The sequence below is a fragment of the Nitrospinota bacterium genome, assembly GCA_016217735.1.
GTDB lineage: Bacteria > Nitrospinota_A > UBA7883 > JACRGQ01 > JACRGQ01 > JACRGQ01.
Window position 1 is genome coordinate 1 of sequence record JACRGQ010000063.1, and the last position, 14,586, is coordinate 14,586.

The window sequence follows — 14,586 nt, forward strand, 5'->3', positions numbered from 1 at the left end:
ATCGGCATTAACGGCGCGATACTCCCCGGCAACCAAGGGGGCAACATCGGTATCGGCTTCGCCATACCCATCAACATGGCAAAACAGATACTGGCGGACCTCAAGGGAAAGAAGGGCGTCAGCCGCGGCTGGCTGGGCGTCATCATCCAGAGCATCACCCCCGAACTGCAAAAGGCGCTTAAGCTGAAGGGCGCCGTCGGCGCGCTGGTGGGGGGCGTGGCGCCGGGCGGGCCGGCCGAAACGGCGGGCATCAAGCGCGGCGACGTTATCACGAAATTCAGCGGTAAAGAGGTGAAAGATTCGCGCGACCTTCCCCGCTATGTCGCCGAGCAAAAGCCCGGCACCGCGGTGGAACTGGAACTGGAGCGCAACGGCAAAAAAATGACCTTGAAAATGGCCTTGGGCGATCTGCGGGAAGGGGAAAAAGCCTATCAGGCGGCCGCCAAAGGCGAAGAGACCTACGACGACCTGGGCATCGTGGTGAGCGACATCACCCCCGAGATTGAAAAAGGCTTGAACCTCCCCAAGGGGCTTAAAGGGGTGGCCGTCAGCGGCATCGACCCGCGCGGCGTGGCGGCTCAGGCCGGCATCCAGCGCGGCGACGTGATCGAAGAGGTGAACCGCCAGCCGGCGGCGAACGTGGGGCAATTCAGCGACCTGCTGGCGAAAATACCGGCGGATGAAGCGGTGCTCTTTACCGTGCGGCGCGGCAGCAGTTCCACCTTCATCGTGATAGAGCCGATACCGGAACCGCAAAGCAAGCAATGAGACGGGTCGGCATCACCACCACCATCCCCGCCGAGTTCATCTTCGCGGCGGGGGGGGTGCCGGTCGACCTGAATAACATTTTCATCGCCGATGCCGCCCCGATGGGAATGCTGGAGCGGGCCGAGCGCGGCGGCCTGCCGCGCGCGGTTTGCGGCTGGATCAAGGGAATGTACGGCGCGGCGCTTGCCGCCAACGTCGAGAGCGTCATCGCCGTGAGCGACGGCGACTGCTCGCACACCCGCTCGCTGGCCGAGATACTCGGGACGGAAGGGGTGAAATCGATTCCCTTCGCCTATCCGTACGACCGCGATTACGGCCTGCTGAAACGGCAGATGGATAAGCTGGCCGCCTTTTTCGGGATCACGTTCGCCGATGCCGAAGCGATGATGCGCCGGATGGACCGCATCCGCAAAAAACTGCACCGCATAGACGAAATGACGTGGCGCGAAAACACCGTAACCGGATTTGAAAACCACCTCTTCCTCGTCAGCGCCAGCGACATGGACGGCGACATGGAGCGCTTCGAGCAAAAGGTGGATGCCTTCATGGCGGAGGCCGCCGCGCGTGAACCGCTTCCGCAAACGATCCGCCTCGCCTACATCGGCGTGCCGCCGATCTTCACCGACATCTACCAGTTCCTCGAAACACGCGGGGCGCGCGTGATCTTCAATGAGGTGCAGCGGCAGTTCACCTTCCCGTTCGAAACCGGCGACCTGGTGGAGCGCTACCGGCGTTACACCTACCCCTACGATGTTTTCAGCCGCGTACGCGACATCGAGGCGGAAATTTCCCGGCGTGGCGTCCACGGGGTGGTTCACTATGTGCAGTCGTTCTGCCATCACCAGATGGAAGATGTGGTTTTCCGCAAGCACCTCGCCGGGCTGCCGCTGCTGACGGTGGAAGGGGACGCCCCCGGCCCGCTGGACGCGCGCACCCGCCTCCGCATCGAGGGCTTTTGCGAGATGCTGGGGAGCAAGCGGCGGAAGGCGGCGTCGTGAAAACGCTCGGCGTCGATGTCGGCAGCCGCTACGTCAAGCTGGCCGCGTTCGATGGCGAAGAGCTGCTCTTCGCCGAGAAACTGGATACGATCAAGTTCTACACCCTGTGCCGCCACGCGGGAAAAGTGGATATCTCCCGCCTGCCGGTTTTTTTGGAAAAGGGTTTTGCCTATGAGCGGGTGGTGAGCACCGGTTATGGCCGCTACAACGTCCGGATAGAAGGCTCCGCCGTCATCAGCGAGATCAAGGCGCACACCCTCGGCGCGGCGTACCAGAGCGGACTTTCCGATTTCACCCTCCTCGACCTCGGCGGGCAGGACACCAAGGTGGTCCGGGTGCGCGGCGGCGAGGTGGATGATTTCGTGATGAACGATAAATGCGCCGCCGGTAGCGGCCGGTATCTGGAAAACATCGCCACGATTTTGGGCATCACGCCGGAGGAATTGGCCGGACACACGGACAAGCCGGTACCGCTCTCCGCCACCTGCGCCATCTTCGGCGAATCCGAAGTGGTCGGCGCGCTGGCGGAAGGGGCCGATATCGGGCATATCTGCGCCGGGGCCAACCTCTCGGTGGCGCAACGGCTGGCGCCGCTGGCGCGGCGGTACGGATCGGATAAATATGTCATTACCGGCGGCGTCGCCTGCAACGGCGGCGTGCTGGAATTTTTGGGCGAAAAACTTGGCGCGGAACTCATTGTCCCGCGCCACCCCCTCTTCAATGGCGCCATCGGCTGCGCCCTCGAAGCCGCGGCCGTCAACGCCTGATCAGAGCGCTTTCAGGGCCGCTTCGTAGTTCGGCTCCTGGGTGATTTCCGGCACCTGCTCGACGTATTTCACCTTGTCATGTTCGTCCAGCACTATCACCGCGCGGGAGCAAACCCCCGCCAGCGGGCCGTCCACGATTTTCACTTTGTAGTCATCCGCGAAGCCGCTCCGGAAGGTGGAGAGGTTCTCCACATTGTTGATTCCCTCGGCGGCGCAAAAGCGTTTGTGGGCAAACGGCAGGTCGGCGGAAATATTCAGCACCACCGTATTCGGCATCTTGGCGGCATCCTGATTGAAGCGGCGCACCGACGTGGCGCAGACCGGCGTATCAAGGCTTGGGAAAATGTTGAGCACCTTCTTTTTCCCCGCGTAGCTGGCAAGCGTGACTTCGGAGAGGTCAGTTTTCACCAGCTTGAAGCCGGGCGCGGCGGCCCCGATGGACGGCAGGTTCCCGGCGGTGTTTATCGGATTTCCCTTGAGAGTGATTTTAGCCATCGCTGTCTCCTTGTAACGTGGTTGCGTGTGATTACTTAGCCAAACCCAATGTGAACTTCTCCCGGTCATTATACGCGACAACAACGGATGTCGAAGGGGAGATACGGGGCGATTGCCGGAGTTCCCTTTTTCACGGCCTCCATCTTTGGTATACTTTCATCCTTAACATAAGGAGTACCCCCAATGGCCCACCGCCGTCATGAACCGGCCGCCCCGAAGGATACGATGGAGCGCTTTTTTGAAAATGGCGGGCGTTCCGTTTCCGCCAGCGCGCAGGCGTGGGTGCCGCCGGTGGATATGTATGAGACCGCCGACGATGTGGTGATCCGCGCCGAGCTTCCCGGCGTTGAGGAAAAAGACGTCCGCATCGAGATGAGCGAGAACTACATCACCATCCAGGGGAAACGCCCCTTGAAGACCGGCCACGGACGGTACGTCTGCCTGGAGCGGAACTACGGCTCGTTCCAGCGCACCTTCCGCCTGCCGGTCATCGTGGAAAAAGACGAGGTTCACGCCGAATACCGTTTCGGCGTGCTGATGATTGTGGTAAAAAAACAGAAGGGGCAAAGCCCCGAATACGTCCGCGTGGAAATAGAATAATGAACCAGCCATACGCCCTGATAAACAACTGCATGGAAAAGGCGCTCCGCAACGAGCCGCTGGCGCGCGGCGAAGCGCTGGAGATCGTCAATCTCCACGCCGATTATGTGATGCCGCTTATGGCCGCGGCCGACCGTGTGCGGCGCTTTTACAAGGGAAACCGGGTCTCGCTCTGCTCCGTCATCAATGCCCGGTCGGGGCGCTGTCCCGAAGATTGCGCCTTCTGTCCGCAATCAGTTCACGCGTCCAGCGAAGTTCCGGCCTATGAGCTGGTGGATGGCGGAACCATAACGCGGGCCGCCGCGACGGCGCTTGCAAGCGGCGCGCACAAGTTCGGCATCGTCACCAGCGGCAAGGGAGCCGTCACCCGCGCGGGGGAGTTCGACGAACTGCTGGGCCGGATCAGGGAGATGAAGGAGACCGTCGGCATCCACCGCTGCGCGTCGCTTGGCGTTATCGACGAGGATGAGGCCCGCGCGCTGAAGGAGGCCGGCTTGCAGGAATTCCACCACAACCTGGAGACGGCCCGCGGCTTCTACCCCAATATCTGCTCCACCCGCTCGTACGATGAGAACGTGGATTCCATCCGCGCAGCGAAGGCGGCGGGATTGCGCGTCTGCTGCGGCGGCATTCTCGGCATGGGAGAGACCCCCGAACAGCGCGTGGAATTCGCCGAAGAACTGCGCCAGCTCGGCGTCGACTCCATACCGCTCAATTTCCTCAATCCGATAAAGGGAACCGCGCTGGAAAACCAGCCGCCGCTCAGGCCGCTGGAGATACTCAAGATCATCGCCTTTTTCCGGCTCTACCTGCCGGACAGGGACATCAAGGTGGCCGGCGGCCGCGAGGTGAATCTGCGCGGCCTGCAATCGTTCATGTTTTTTGCCGGCGCCAACAGCGCGATGGTGGGTAATTACCTCACCACCAAAGGCCGCGCCGCCGCGGACGACCTGGAAATGATCGCCGACCTGGAGCTGGAGGTCGTTGACTGACGATATTTTCTCCGCCGGGCTGGAAGACCTGGCCGCCCGCGGGCTGCTGCGCGCCGCCACGGCGTTCGATGGCGGCTCCGCGCGCACCGTCACGATAGACGGGCGCACACTTCTTCTCTTTTGCTCCAACGACTACTTCGGCCTTTCGCACGACCCGCGCATTGTGGCGGCGGTGAAGGACGGGCTGGACCGGTACGGCTTCGGCTCCGGCGGTTCGCGCCTCATCTCCGGTACGCGGACTCCCCACGCGGAGCTTGAAAAAAACATCGCCTCGTTTCTTGGCATGGAGGCGGCGTTGCTCTTCGGCAGCGGCTTTTCGGCCAACAGCGGCGTGATCCCGGCCATCGCGGGCAAAGGGGATTTCATCATCGCCGACAAGCTCAACCACGCCTCGCTGGTGGATGGCTGCCGCCTCTCCCGCGCCGATTTCGCGCGCTACCCGCATCGCGACATGGCGGCCCTCGAAAAGCTTTTAAAGAAAGGACAATCCGCCCGCGCCCGCTGGATCATTACCGACGGCCTTTTCAGCATGGACGGCGACATGGCCCCGCTCGATGCCATCTGCGCGTTGGCGAAAAAATACGGGGCATACGTTTATGTGGACGATGCCCACGCATTCGGCGTGTTGGGAAAAAACGGGCGCGGCACACCGGAACTGTTTGGCGTGGAGCATGACATCGACATTCTCATGGGAACGCTGGGCAAGGCGGCCGGCGGCATGGGGGCGTTCGCGGCGGGAAAAAAAAGCACCGTTGATTGGCTGCTGAACAGGGCACGCAGCTTCATATTTTCCACCGCCATGCCGGCCGCGGTGGCGGCGGGAAGCCTGAAAGCGGTGGAGATACTGGGAAATTTTGAAACGGAACGTAACGCATTTTTTCGCGCCACCGAAGGCTGCCACCAGCGGCTAAAAACCGCTGGTTTTGCTATTCCGTCTAAAAGCTATATAATACCGCTCGTTATCGGGGAAGCGGGCGATGCCTTGGCAGCCGCGAAACGGCTGTGGGACGATGGGATATTTCTTCAGGCTGTACGGCCTCCCGCCGTCCAAGAAGGGACTTCCCGGCTCCGTTTAACGCTTTCCCTGGCGCATACGGAGCAAGACAGGGACGCAATGATCCGGGGATTGATAACGCACATTGGCGGCGGACATAAGGGGACAGCGCAATAGAAACGAAAAAGATCATCCTGTTTGAAAAAGACGTCAAAGCGCGTCACATCATCGACATCATGATCCGCAAGATCGGATGCCCGAATGTGCTTGATGTGGAATCGCAGGAGGACTTCGACCAGGCAATCGCCTCGTCGATTGATCCCTATTCCGGCATGGCGGGTCTTCTGGGAAAGGCGGCCCTGCCAAAAATCCTTATCGACCTCATCATCGTCGATTGGGATACCCCCGCGGGCGGCGCCATAAAACTTATTAAGACGATGAAGGCCAAATTTTCGGGACACTATCGCTTCCTGCTGGTGGCCGACAAGCGTCACTTTAACGAAATGAGCACGGCGCTCAAGGCGGGCGCCACCGATTTCATTCTGAAACCGTTCACCATGTCCGACTTCAACGAGAAAATGGAGAACGTCCTTTCCGACAAACCGCTCACCGTGCAATCGTTCAGCATGGGGGCGGCATCCGAAAAATCAAAAAAAGTGGGGTACGGCGTGAACCCTTTCGCGGTGGATAAAAGCGCTCCCGCCGCGCCCAAGGTGGAAACGCCGCCCGTGGCGGCAAAGCCGGAAGCGCCCCCCGCGGCGCCACGCATCGCCCCCCGGGTAAAACCGAAATTCGCGCCTCCCGCCGCCGGCACGGGCGGAGGCGGCACCTCCTTCTACACCTCCTCGACGGGGAAAAAGCGCCCCGAAAACGCCGAGCCGACCGCCACCCTCATCGACGGCAAAATCGACGGTCATTACCACGAGAAGGTGGACGTTATCGGCGGCGGCGAGAATTGCTACTGGGCCCAAGAGACGGAGACCGGCAAAGTGCGCCTGGAATATCTGAGCGCCAAAGGAACACCCACCGGCATGCAAGCGAAAATAATCGACCGCGACGACTTCATGTTCAGTTTCTACCTCTGCGAAGAATACGGCTGCAACCTGTTGCGCCGCCTTGGTCAGTGGCCCCCGCCCGGTTACGAAGAAAAAGCGGACAACATCACCTGATTTCCCCGCCGCGCCGCCCGCCGCGCGCGTTCCCCCCATAACCGCCGCGTGAATTGCGCCCCAAGTCGCGGAAACGGGGTAGAATACCGTACATGGGGGAACGGATGAAGAAGAAGCCGCTGGAATGGCTGCGGCAGGCGGATTTCGATATGGATACCGCCGACCTCGTTCTGGGGGTGGGACGCTTCTTCTACGCCGTTTTCATGTGCCACCTCGCGTTGGAGAAGGCGTTGAAGGGCGTTTACACGGCCAAGCTGCGGCGCGTTCCCCCAAAAACCCACAGTCTGGTCTATTTGGTGGAACGGATGAAGCTGCATGTGCCGGATCCGATATTCGACTACCTCTACACGCTCAACCGCGTGAGCGCGCAGATACGCTATCCGGATGACCTGCACAAGATGCTCGATACGTTCAGCGAGGGAATGACCCGTGATCTCCTCATGGAGGGGAGGAAAGCGTTGGAATGGATAAAGGGAAGGTTATAACCGCTATCGGCCGCCTGAAGGACATCCTTCTCGCGGAAGGGCTGCATCTCGACCGGATCATCCTCTTCGGCAGCCGCATACGCGGCGACGAACAGGAGGAGAGCGACATCGACCTGCTGGTTATCTCGGAGGATTTTGCGGGGAAGAGCATCTTCGAGCGCGCGGCGCTGACGAAGAACGCCGAGATCACCGCCATGAAGCAGTTTCAGGTGCCGTTCGATATTATCACCCTCACCGAAGAGGAGTTTGAAAGCGGCGGTTCGCTCTTTGCGCAGTTCGCCGAAGACGGGGAAACGGTTTACCGCAAGCCGGAATGATACCTTCCGGGCGGATGCCTAGAACCGGTAGTCGAGGTTCAGGAATACCGAGGTGGTTTTGTAGCTGGAGGGGTACTTCACGGCGTTGAGCGTGGGGATATTCTGGTCGCTGTACTCCAGCATGCCGTAAAAGAAGAGCTGCCTGGTGACGCTGTAGTTCACCGATGCGCCGTAAATCATCTGGGTCAGATCGCCGTCGGCGTTGTCCTGTTTGCTGGACATGTAGGTGGCGCTCACTTCGCCGCCGATATCTTCGCGCGGGTTCGCCCCCACCGCGAAAAAGCCCTGCCATCCCTTGTTGGTGTAATAGTTCACCGCCCGGTAGGCGAGGTTGCAATACATCGTGCCCGGCATCTCGTTTTGCCGGTAACCGACGCCCATGATGTTGCCGTCTTTGCCGTCATTGCCGCGGGTGGCATAGGACAGGTCGGTGTATATCTTGCCGCCGCTGGTGATGCTGTAATCGGCATAAACGCCGTAGTTCCGGTTGATATTGTGGTCGATGCCGTATTTCATGGTGTCTTGCAGCCAGATGGCGCGGTATTGGTTATAGGTTAAATTCAGCCGTGCCGTCCAGCCCCACCGGTAGTTCATGTTCACGAACAGGGTGGTGATGTCGGGGCCGTCTTTGTTGCCGCTGGCGTCGCCGGAAACCTTGTTGTCCACCCGCAACGAGCTGTATAGGCTCATGGCGTCGTCCGGCGACCAGGCGAGCGAACCGTAGAGGTACATTTCGTCCTCATTGCCCTTGTGCTGGCTGGCGGCCAAACCGATCGAAGTGGAAAATCCCTTTGTGCGCAGGTAGGTGTAGAGTCCGTAGGTGGTGTAGTCGCTGGTGAAGTAGTCTTGCAACGGGTCGGCCTTGGTTCCCCCAAAAAGCCCCGCCCCGGCCGTCTCGCCCAAGGCGAAATCCGCGTTGAGGCCGTCCACCTTCGCGCCGGGCATCGGGTCGATGTACTGCCGGCCGAGGGTCAGCCTGGTTCCGGTGCCGGCCACATGTTGCATATCGACATTCACCTGGTCGATGCGGGTGTTGTCGATATGGCTGTTGTAGTCCTTGCCGCCCACGGTGCGGTATTGCCCGTCGAAGTGGAAGTCGGTTTTATCGGCCAGACCGAGCGCATTGAGGTAGAGGCGGGTGCGGGTGAAATTGTAGGTCTGGTTGGCCGCGTCGTCGTTTTGCATAAAGAGCGATTCTGAAACGCGTCCCTTGATTTCCACGGCGGAAGCCGGGGAGGGGAGCGCGGCCGCCATCAGCCCCGCCAGCAACCCGGCGGTAAATATTCCCTTCTTCATGTCCGTCACCATCAATTGCAGGCCGGTCCGTTATAGGCCGGGTTCTTAAAGGTCGATGTCGTGTGGCAGAGGGCGCAGTCCGTCGGGCACGGATTCGCGCCGGTATGCTTGCCCTGATAGGTCAGGCTTGGCGCCATGGCGGGCGTCGCGCCGGAGGTGTGGCACTTGAAGCAGCCTGATTCCACCGATGTGGCGGGGATCGAGAGTGTGCCGCCGCTGGCGGCGTGGCACTTGGCGCAGTCGTTCTTCACCGCGATGTGCGCCCCGGTAAAGGTCATGCTCTTGTGGCTGAATGTGGCTCCCGTCCAGGTGAATGCGCCGCTCTTGTGGCATACCACGCAGTTGGTGTTGCCGCTGGAGTGGAAAGCCGCGGCGGCCGGCTTGGTGAAGTCGGCCACATGGCAGAGGTAGCAGGTTTGCGGGGTGTTGCGGTAGTTGCGCGCCTGATGGCACTGCTCGCACGTGGCGGCGCGGTGTCCCCCTTCAAGCCGGAAGCCGGTCTCGGTATGCCGGAATTTTTCCGGGAACCAGTTTTTGGCGGTGTGGCACTGGCCGCAGGCCGCGGGGCCGAACTGGTTGTAGTGCGGATCGGTGTGGCACTTCACGCAGTCGGATCCAAGTCCGGTGAAGATGCCCTTGGTTTTGTGGCACTCGTTGCAGGCGATCTGCGTGTGGGCGCCTTGCAGGGTGAAGCCGGTCACTTCGTGGAAGAAGCTCTTAGGCTCCCAGTTCACGGCGGTGTGGCACTGTTCGCACTTCGGTCCCATCTTGCCCTGGTGCGCTTTGTCGTCCTGTTTCCGGTGGCAGTCGAGGCACTCGGATTTGAGCGGCTTCCAGACCTTGCCTTCGTGGCACTTTTCGCAGGTGACGCCGGTGTGTTTGCCTTCCAGCGGGAAGCGCGCCTGGGTGCCGTGGTTGAAGGTCAGCTGTTTCCAGTCTTTCGGGGTGTGGCACTGCTCGCATGCCTTGTCGCGGAACTGGCCGGCATGCGGGTCTTTGTGGCAATACGCGCCGGCGCAGCTCTTCGCGTCGATGCCGCGGAATGTCGGGATGCCGCCGCCGTTTGTTTTGTGGCACTTGTCGCATTTCGTTTCGGCGTGCTTGCCTTCCAGTTTATAGCCTTTGTATGCGGCGGCGTTGTGGTCGAACAGGCTCGGCTTCCACTCTTTCGGGGTGTGGCACTGCTCGCATTTTGCATCCTTGAATTGCGGGCCGTGGATGTTGCCCCGCTCCTTGATGTCGTGGCACCCGGCGTTATCGCAGCGGTCGGCGGCTATCGGCTTGAAGAGCGCCACCTGGGTGAGCGGGTCGGGCCGGTGGCATTTGTCGCACTTCATGGCGGCGTGTTTGCCTTCCAGCTTATAGCCTTTGTATGCGGCGGCGTTGTGGTCGAACAGGCTCGGCTTCCAGTTTTCCTCGTTATGGCAGCCGGCGCACAGCTGGCCCTTGAACTGCGGGCCGTGGATGTTGCCGCGGCTCTTGATGTCGTGGCATCCGGCGCCGTCGCAGCGGTCGCTGGCTATCGGCTTGAAGAGCGCCACTTTGGTGACCACGTCGGGGGCGTGGCACTTGTCGCATTTCAGGGCGGTATGCCTGCCCTTCAGCTTGTAGCCTTTGTACGCGGCGGCCGCGTGGTCGAACAGGCTCGGCTTCCAGTTCTCCTCGTTGTGGCATCCGGCGCACATCTGGCCCTTGAACTGCGGGCCGTGGATGTTGCCCCGCTCCTTGATGTCGTGGCATCCCGCGTTGTCGCAGCGGTCGCTGGGTATCGGCTTGAAGAGCGCCACTTTGGTGACCGCGTCGGGGCGGTGGCACTTTTCGCATTCCAGCTTGGCGTGTTTGCCTTTCAGCTTGTAGCCCGGATAGGCCGGGTCTTCATGTTTGAAGGTGGCCGGCTTGAAGCCCTGCACGGCATGGCACTCTTCGCATTTTTTCCCGGCGAACTGCTTGTCATGCACGTTGCCGAACTTTCCTTTGTCGTGGCAGCCGGGGGCGTCGCAGGCGTCGTACTTCGCAATCTTGAAGACCCCCTTGGCCCTTTCCACATGGCATTTCTCGCACGGCGTTTGCGCGTGCTTTCCCAGCAGCGGGTATTTGGTTGTCTTGTGGTCGAACTGTATCTGTTTCCAGTTGGCCGGCACGTGGCAGCTTTCGCATTTCGGCCCCAGGCCCCCTTTGTGCTTGTCGTCTTTCTTGTGGCAGGTGATGCACTGTTCCTTGTTCTCCACCTGGAACAATCCCTTCACGGTGTGGCACTTGGCGCATTCCACTTTGGCGTGTTTGCCTTCCAGCTTGTAGGGCTTGTCGTGGTCGAAGGTGACGTTTTTGCCTTTCCAGCCGTTTGTGTTGTGGCAGTTTTCGCACTTCTCCTTGAGCGTGCCTTTGTGGATATCGTCTTTTTTGTGGCAACTGAAACAGGCGGTTTCAAGGCCGGCGTAGCTGACGATCCCTTTTTTGGTTTTGGCGGTGTGGCACTTGATGCATTCGACGGGTGAATGCTTGCCCACCAGCTTGTAGCCGGTGGTGGCGTGGTCGAATTTCTTGATGTCCCCTTCGGTGCCGCGGTAACCGCGTCCTTTATGGTCCTTGTGGCACTTCACGCATTGCTGGTCCGCCACGCCGCCGTGCAACCCCTTTTTAATGGCTTGGGCCGCCGCCACGCCGGCGTGACAGCCCACCGACGTGCAGTTGGCGTTCGGAAGCCCTTCGCCCTTGGTGTGGCACTTGGTGCAGTTTGAAAGCCCTTCGAGATCGGCGTGGAACGATCCGAGTTCGCCGGGGCTGATCAGGCTGCCAAAATCGGCCGCATAAGAAGAGTGGGGGTGGCCGAATAGAATCAGGGCGAATAGAGAGAGTGCTAGCAAAAGACGTTTGTTCAAAGGCACCCTGGTTTTCCCCTAAAAATGCAAATTATGTATGCTTCTTGAAAGGTATCAGTCCGGCATTATCCCGTCAAGGGACAAAGTTCCTCGGGACTTCATAGAGCAATCCACATGCCATCGTTATACGGCTGTTTTTCCGGCCTTTTATACAGGAGCCGTCCGCTATACGGACAGCCGTGGAGGGCAAAACCGGACAAACTGTCCCGCTTTCCGAGGTTGTCCGCTCCCGCGGCGCGGAGTACAATCGGCGCATGGGATTGCTACGCTTCGCGCTCTGGGTGCTCGTGTTCCTCTTGGTGATACGGCTCATCGGCCGGATATTCCGCGCAAGCTTCCATATTGAGGTCATCACGCCGCACGGCCGCGGCAATCAGCGGCAGCCGCCGGGTGGCGGGGCGCCGGGAACCGGTGCCGCCGATATGGCGCAGGATCCGTCGTGCGGCGCGTGGATAGCCACCGATCAGGCGGTCAAGGTAAACACCGGGGCCACCACGCAGTATTTCTGCTCGCAGCAGTGTCTGGATGACTATCGGAAAAAACTCAATGGTTAGGGTGGGGATAGTGGTTGCGTCCGATTCGCGTTCCGCGGGGGGCGGCAAAGAGGATAAATGCATCCCGGCGTTGCGTGGATTTTTGGAGAAGAACGGCTATACGGTGGTGCATGCCGCCATCGTGCCGGACGAGGTGGAGCCATTGCGGGCGGAGATCATGCGGATGGCCAAGAGCGGCGCGGTTGATCTGGTGTTGACCAGCGGCGGCACCGGCGTCTCCCCGCGCGACGTTACGCCCGAAGCCACAAAGCCGCTGCTGGAACGGGAGCTTCCCGGCATCCCGGAGGCGATGCGCGCCACTTCGCTGGAAAAAACGGTAAACGCCGTCGTTTCGCGGGGACTGGCGGGGATGATCGGGGCTGTGTTGGTGATCAACCTTCCAGGCGCCCCCAAAGCGGCGGTGGAAAACCTTGAGGCGGTTCACCGCGCCATCCCGCATATTGTGAAGAAGGCCAAGGGGGATACCGCCGAGTGCGCCCAACCATAGAACGTTGCCAAGGAAGCAACGGGATCAGCCGGCGAGTTTTTCCTTGATCTTGTCCACCACTTCGGGGTTCACGATGCTGTGGAACTTCAAATAGTCGTCGAATGTATTGATGCTCTGCGCCTTCACCGCGTGGTCGAGCTGTTTTTGGGTTATTTTCTTTTTTTCCAGAACCAGCCACTCCCCCAGCCGGAGGGTGGAGGCCCGGTTGTTAAAAATGCGGATGTAATTTTCGCGCGTCATGATGTTCAGGTCGTTGATGACCGTAATCACGTCGCTTCCGGTTTCCTTCACTTTTTGCAGCACGAGAGCCCCTTGTTCGGGGGTCAGGTACCCTTCATCCGCCATTTTGCTGAGGAACGTGGTATGCGCCTCCTGGTTTTCCTTTACATACGCGTCGATGTCGGCCTGCGTGATGTAGCCGAGGTCGATCAGCACTCCGCCGATGAATTTTTTTCCGGCGGCGTGGCGGTTGACGCGGTAAGCGAGGAAGCGGTTCATATCCTCTTCCTTCAGCAGGTTGTGCTTGAGCAGCACCTGTGCCAGCGCGGCTTCTTCCTGCTCCAGAACGCTTAAATCACCCAATGCCATAATATCCGGATCATAGCAGAGAACGCGCCGCCGGGCCAATCACGTTTGGCGGGGAAGGCGCAAAAAGGGGCAGTGGATCAGTTTAAATTCCCCAATAAAGGCCGCGCCGCGGTTTGGGATTTGACCGCAAGGACGGTATCATATATTGTTTACCGGATTAACAAAGGGAGCAGACACAGATGATTATCGTGATGAAAGCGGGCGCTCCGCAAGAGGCCATAGAAGAAGTTGAGCGGCTGATCCGCGAGACCGGATACACCCCCCACAAGCTGGCGGGGGAAATGAAAACCGTCATCGCCGCCGTCGGCGACGGCCGCGACAAATCGCGCCTCGAATCGATGGAATCGCTGGCCTACGTCGAAAGCGTGGTGCCGATCCTGAAGCCGTTCAAGCTCTGTTCGCGCGAAGTGAAGAAAGAAGACACCATCATCGACGTGGATGGGGTGAAGATCGGCGGCAAACACATTGTGGTGATGGCCGGCCCCTGCTCGGTGGAAGGGGAAGACCAGATCATCGGCATAGCCAAAGATGTGAAGGCCGCCGGCGCGCAGATACTCCGCGGCGGGGCGTTCAAGCCGCGTACCTCCCCCTACTCGTTCCAGGGGATGGAGGAAGAGGGGCTGAAGCTGCTGCAGAAAGCGAAAAATGAAACCGGTCTCCCCATCGTCACCGAGGTGATGAACCCGCGCGACCTCGACCTGATCTATAAGTACACCGACATCCTCCAGATCGGCGCGCGCAACATGCAGAATTTCTCGCTGCTCAAGCTGATCGGGCAGACCCGCAAGCCGGTGCTGCTCAAACGCGGCCTCGCCAACACCATCCAGGAATGGCTGATGAGCGCCGAATACATCCTCGCCGAAGGGAACCGCGACGTGATCATGTGCGAACGCGGCATCCGCACCTTCGAAACGGCCACCCGCAACACGCTCGACCTCTCGGCGGTGCCGGTGCTGAAAGAGCTTACCCATCTGCCGGTCATCGTCGATCCGTCGCACGGCACCGGCTACTGGCAGTATGTCGCCTCCATGTCGAAGGCGTCGGTTGCCTGCGGCACCGACGGCCTGATGATCGAGGTGCATAACCGTCCCGAAGCCGCCTACTCGGACGGCGCGCAGTCGCTCAAGCCGAAAAAGTTCAGCCGGTTGATGGAAGAGCTCCGCCCGGTCGCTTTGGCGGTCGGCCGCACCATCTAAG

16 protein-coding genes are annotated in these 14,586 nt (G+C 60.3%); 12 read left to right on the forward strand and 4 right to left on the reverse strand.

Features of this window, described 5'->3' with window-relative positions:
* From HZA03_10205 to HZA03_10215, 3 genes are all read left to right on the forward strand, one after another.
* Positions 1-768: PDZ domain-containing protein (locus HZA03_10205; protein MBI5638328.1), on the forward strand; the 768-nt coding region annotated here is incomplete at its 5' end.
* A complete protein-coding gene (locus HZA03_10210) occupies positions 765-1,766 on the forward strand; it encodes a 2-hydroxyacyl-CoA dehydratase (GenBank protein MBI5638329.1) in 1,002 nt (333 codons plus the stop codon). The genes HZA03_10205 and HZA03_10210, both read left to right, overlap by 4 nt.
* The gene (locus HZA03_10215; GenBank protein ID MBI5638330.1) at positions 1,763-2,533 is read left to right on the forward strand and encodes a 2-hydroxyglutaryl-CoA dehydratase; all 771 of its coding nucleotides are present in this window, start codon (positions 1,763-1,765) and stop codon (positions 2,531-2,533) included. The genes HZA03_10210 and HZA03_10215 overlap by 4 nt, the downstream gene beginning before the upstream one ends.
* Here HZA03_10215 and tpx read toward each other — a convergent pair whose 3' ends face one another.
* Positions 2,534-3,028, reverse strand: coding sequence for a thiol peroxidase (gene tpx, locus HZA03_10220; GenBank protein MBI5638331.1), 495 nt, complete (start codon positions 3,026-3,028; stop codon positions 2,534-2,536).
* Between the two features lie 183 nt (positions 3,029-3,211).
* Here tpx and HZA03_10225 point away from each other — a divergent pair, with 183 nt between their 5' ends.
* The 6 genes from HZA03_10225 (at position 3,212) to HZA03_10250 (ending at position 7,585) form a co-directional block, all read left to right on the forward strand.
* Entirely contained in the window at positions 3,212-3,628 is a 417-nt protein-coding gene (locus HZA03_10225; protein MBI5638332.1) for an Hsp20/alpha crystallin family protein, read from the forward strand.
* Between the two features lie 32 nt (positions 3,629-3,660).
* Entirely contained in the window at positions 3,661-4,620 is a 960-nt protein-coding gene (bioB, locus tag HZA03_10230) for a biotin synthase BioB (GenBank protein MBI5638333.1), read from the forward strand.
* Entirely contained in the window at positions 4,613-5,791 is a 1,179-nt protein-coding gene (gene bioF / locus HZA03_10235) for an 8-amino-7-oxononanoate synthase (GenBank protein ID MBI5638334.1), read from the forward strand. Before bioB ends, bioF begins: the two co-directional genes overlap by 8 nt.
* Positions 5,792-5,850: 59 nt before the next feature.
* Positions 5,851-6,783 (forward strand): hypothetical protein, encoded by a 933-nt coding sequence (locus HZA03_10240; GenBank protein ID MBI5638335.1) that lies wholly within the window; start codon positions 5,851-5,853, stop codon positions 6,781-6,783.
* Positions 6,784-6,875: 92 nt separating this feature from the next.
* Positions 6,876-7,268, forward strand: coding sequence for a HEPN domain-containing protein (locus tag HZA03_10245; GenBank protein MBI5638336.1), 393 nt, complete (start codon positions 6,876-6,878; stop codon positions 7,266-7,268).
* Positions 7,247-7,585 (forward strand): nucleotidyltransferase domain-containing protein, encoded by a 339-nt coding sequence (locus tag HZA03_10250; GenBank protein ID MBI5638337.1) that lies wholly within the window; start codon positions 7,247-7,249, stop codon positions 7,583-7,585. Before HZA03_10245 ends, HZA03_10250 begins: the two co-directional genes overlap by 22 nt.
* Before the next feature lie 18 nt (positions 7,586-7,603).
* On the opposite strand, the gene HZA03_10255 is transcribed toward HZA03_10250, so the two are convergent.
* Both HZA03_10255 and HZA03_10260 read right to left on the reverse strand, forming a co-directional pair.
* On the reverse strand, positions 7,604-8,881 hold the full coding sequence (locus HZA03_10255) for a hypothetical protein (protein MBI5638338.1): 1,278 nt from the start codon (positions 8,879-8,881) through the stop codon (positions 7,604-7,606).
* An 11-nt stretch (positions 8,882-8,892) separates the two neighbouring features.
* Positions 8,893-11,760 carry a hypothetical protein gene (locus HZA03_10260; GenBank protein MBI5638339.1) on the reverse strand — a complete coding sequence of 956 codons (2,868 nt, stop codon included), beginning with the start codon at positions 11,758-11,760 and terminating at the stop codon, positions 8,893-8,895.
* 254 nt (positions 11,761-12,014) lie between these two features.
* Between HZA03_10260 and HZA03_10265 the strand changes: the two genes are divergently transcribed.
* Both HZA03_10265 and HZA03_10270 read left to right on the forward strand, forming a co-directional pair.
* A complete protein-coding gene (locus HZA03_10265) occupies positions 12,015-12,314 on the forward strand; it encodes a hypothetical protein (GenBank protein ID MBI5638340.1) in 300 nt (99 codons plus the stop codon).
* Positions 12,307-12,801, forward strand: a complete 495-nt coding sequence (locus tag HZA03_10270) for a MogA/MoaB family molybdenum cofactor biosynthesis protein (protein ID MBI5638341.1) — start codon at positions 12,307-12,309, stop codon at positions 12,799-12,801. Before HZA03_10265 ends, HZA03_10270 begins: the two co-directional genes overlap by 8 nt.
* A 24-nt stretch (positions 12,802-12,825) precedes the next feature.
* Here HZA03_10270 and HZA03_10275 read toward each other — a convergent pair whose 3' ends face one another.
* Complete coding sequence (locus HZA03_10275) at positions 12,826-13,389, reverse strand: hypothetical protein (protein ID MBI5638342.1); 564 nt, start codon at positions 13,387-13,389, stop codon at positions 12,826-12,828.
* A gap of 179 nt (positions 13,390-13,568) precedes the next feature.
* Between HZA03_10275 and aroF the strand changes: the two genes are divergently transcribed.
* Positions 13,569-14,585 carry a 3-deoxy-7-phosphoheptulonate synthase gene (gene aroF / locus HZA03_10280; GenBank protein ID MBI5638343.1) on the forward strand — a complete coding sequence of 339 codons (1,017 nt, stop codon included), beginning with the start codon at positions 13,569-13,571 and terminating at the stop codon, positions 14,583-14,585.
* Position 14,586 lies beyond the last annotated feature (1 nt).

Coding starts and splice junctions, on each gene's coding strand:
- HZA03_10225 (MBI5638332.1), top strand. CDS start 3,212: ATGGCCCACCGCCGTCATGAACCGGCCGCCCCGAAGGATACGATGGAG.
- bioB (MBI5638333.1), top strand. CDS start 3,661: ATGGAAAAGGCGCTCCGCAACGAGCCGCTGGCGCGCGGCGAAGCGCTG.
- HZA03_10255 (MBI5638338.1), bottom strand. CDS start 8,881: ATGAAGAAGGGAATATTTACCGCCGGGTTGCTGGCGGGGCTGATGGCG.
- aroF (MBI5638343.1), top strand. CDS start 13,569: ATGATTATCGTGATGAAAGCGGGCGCTCCGCAAGAGGCCATAGAAGAA.
- HZA03_10275 (MBI5638342.1), bottom strand. CDS start 13,389: ATGGCATTGGGTGATTTAAGCGTTCTGGAGCAGGAAGAAGCCGCGCTG.
- tpx (MBI5638331.1), bottom strand. CDS start 3,028: ATGGCTAAAATCACTCTCAAGGGAAATCCGATAAACACCGCCGGGAAC.
- HZA03_10270 (MBI5638341.1), top strand. CDS start 12,307: ATGGTTAGGGTGGGGATAGTGGTTGCGTCCGATTCGCGTTCCGCGGGG.
- HZA03_10210 (MBI5638329.1), top strand. CDS start 765: ATGAGACGGGTCGGCATCACCACCACCATCCCCGCCGAGTTCATCTTC.
- HZA03_10240 (MBI5638335.1), top strand. CDS start 5,851: ATGATCCGCAAGATCGGATGCCCGAATGTGCTTGATGTGGAATCGCAG.
- HZA03_10250 (MBI5638337.1), top strand. CDS start 7,247: ATGGATAAAGGGAAGGTTATAACCGCTATCGGCCGCCTGAAGGACATC.
- HZA03_10265 (MBI5638340.1), top strand. CDS start 12,015: ATGGGATTGCTACGCTTCGCGCTCTGGGTGCTCGTGTTCCTCTTGGTG.
- HZA03_10245 (MBI5638336.1), top strand. CDS start 6,876: ATGGGGGAACGGATGAAGAAGAAGCCGCTGGAATGGCTGCGGCAGGCG.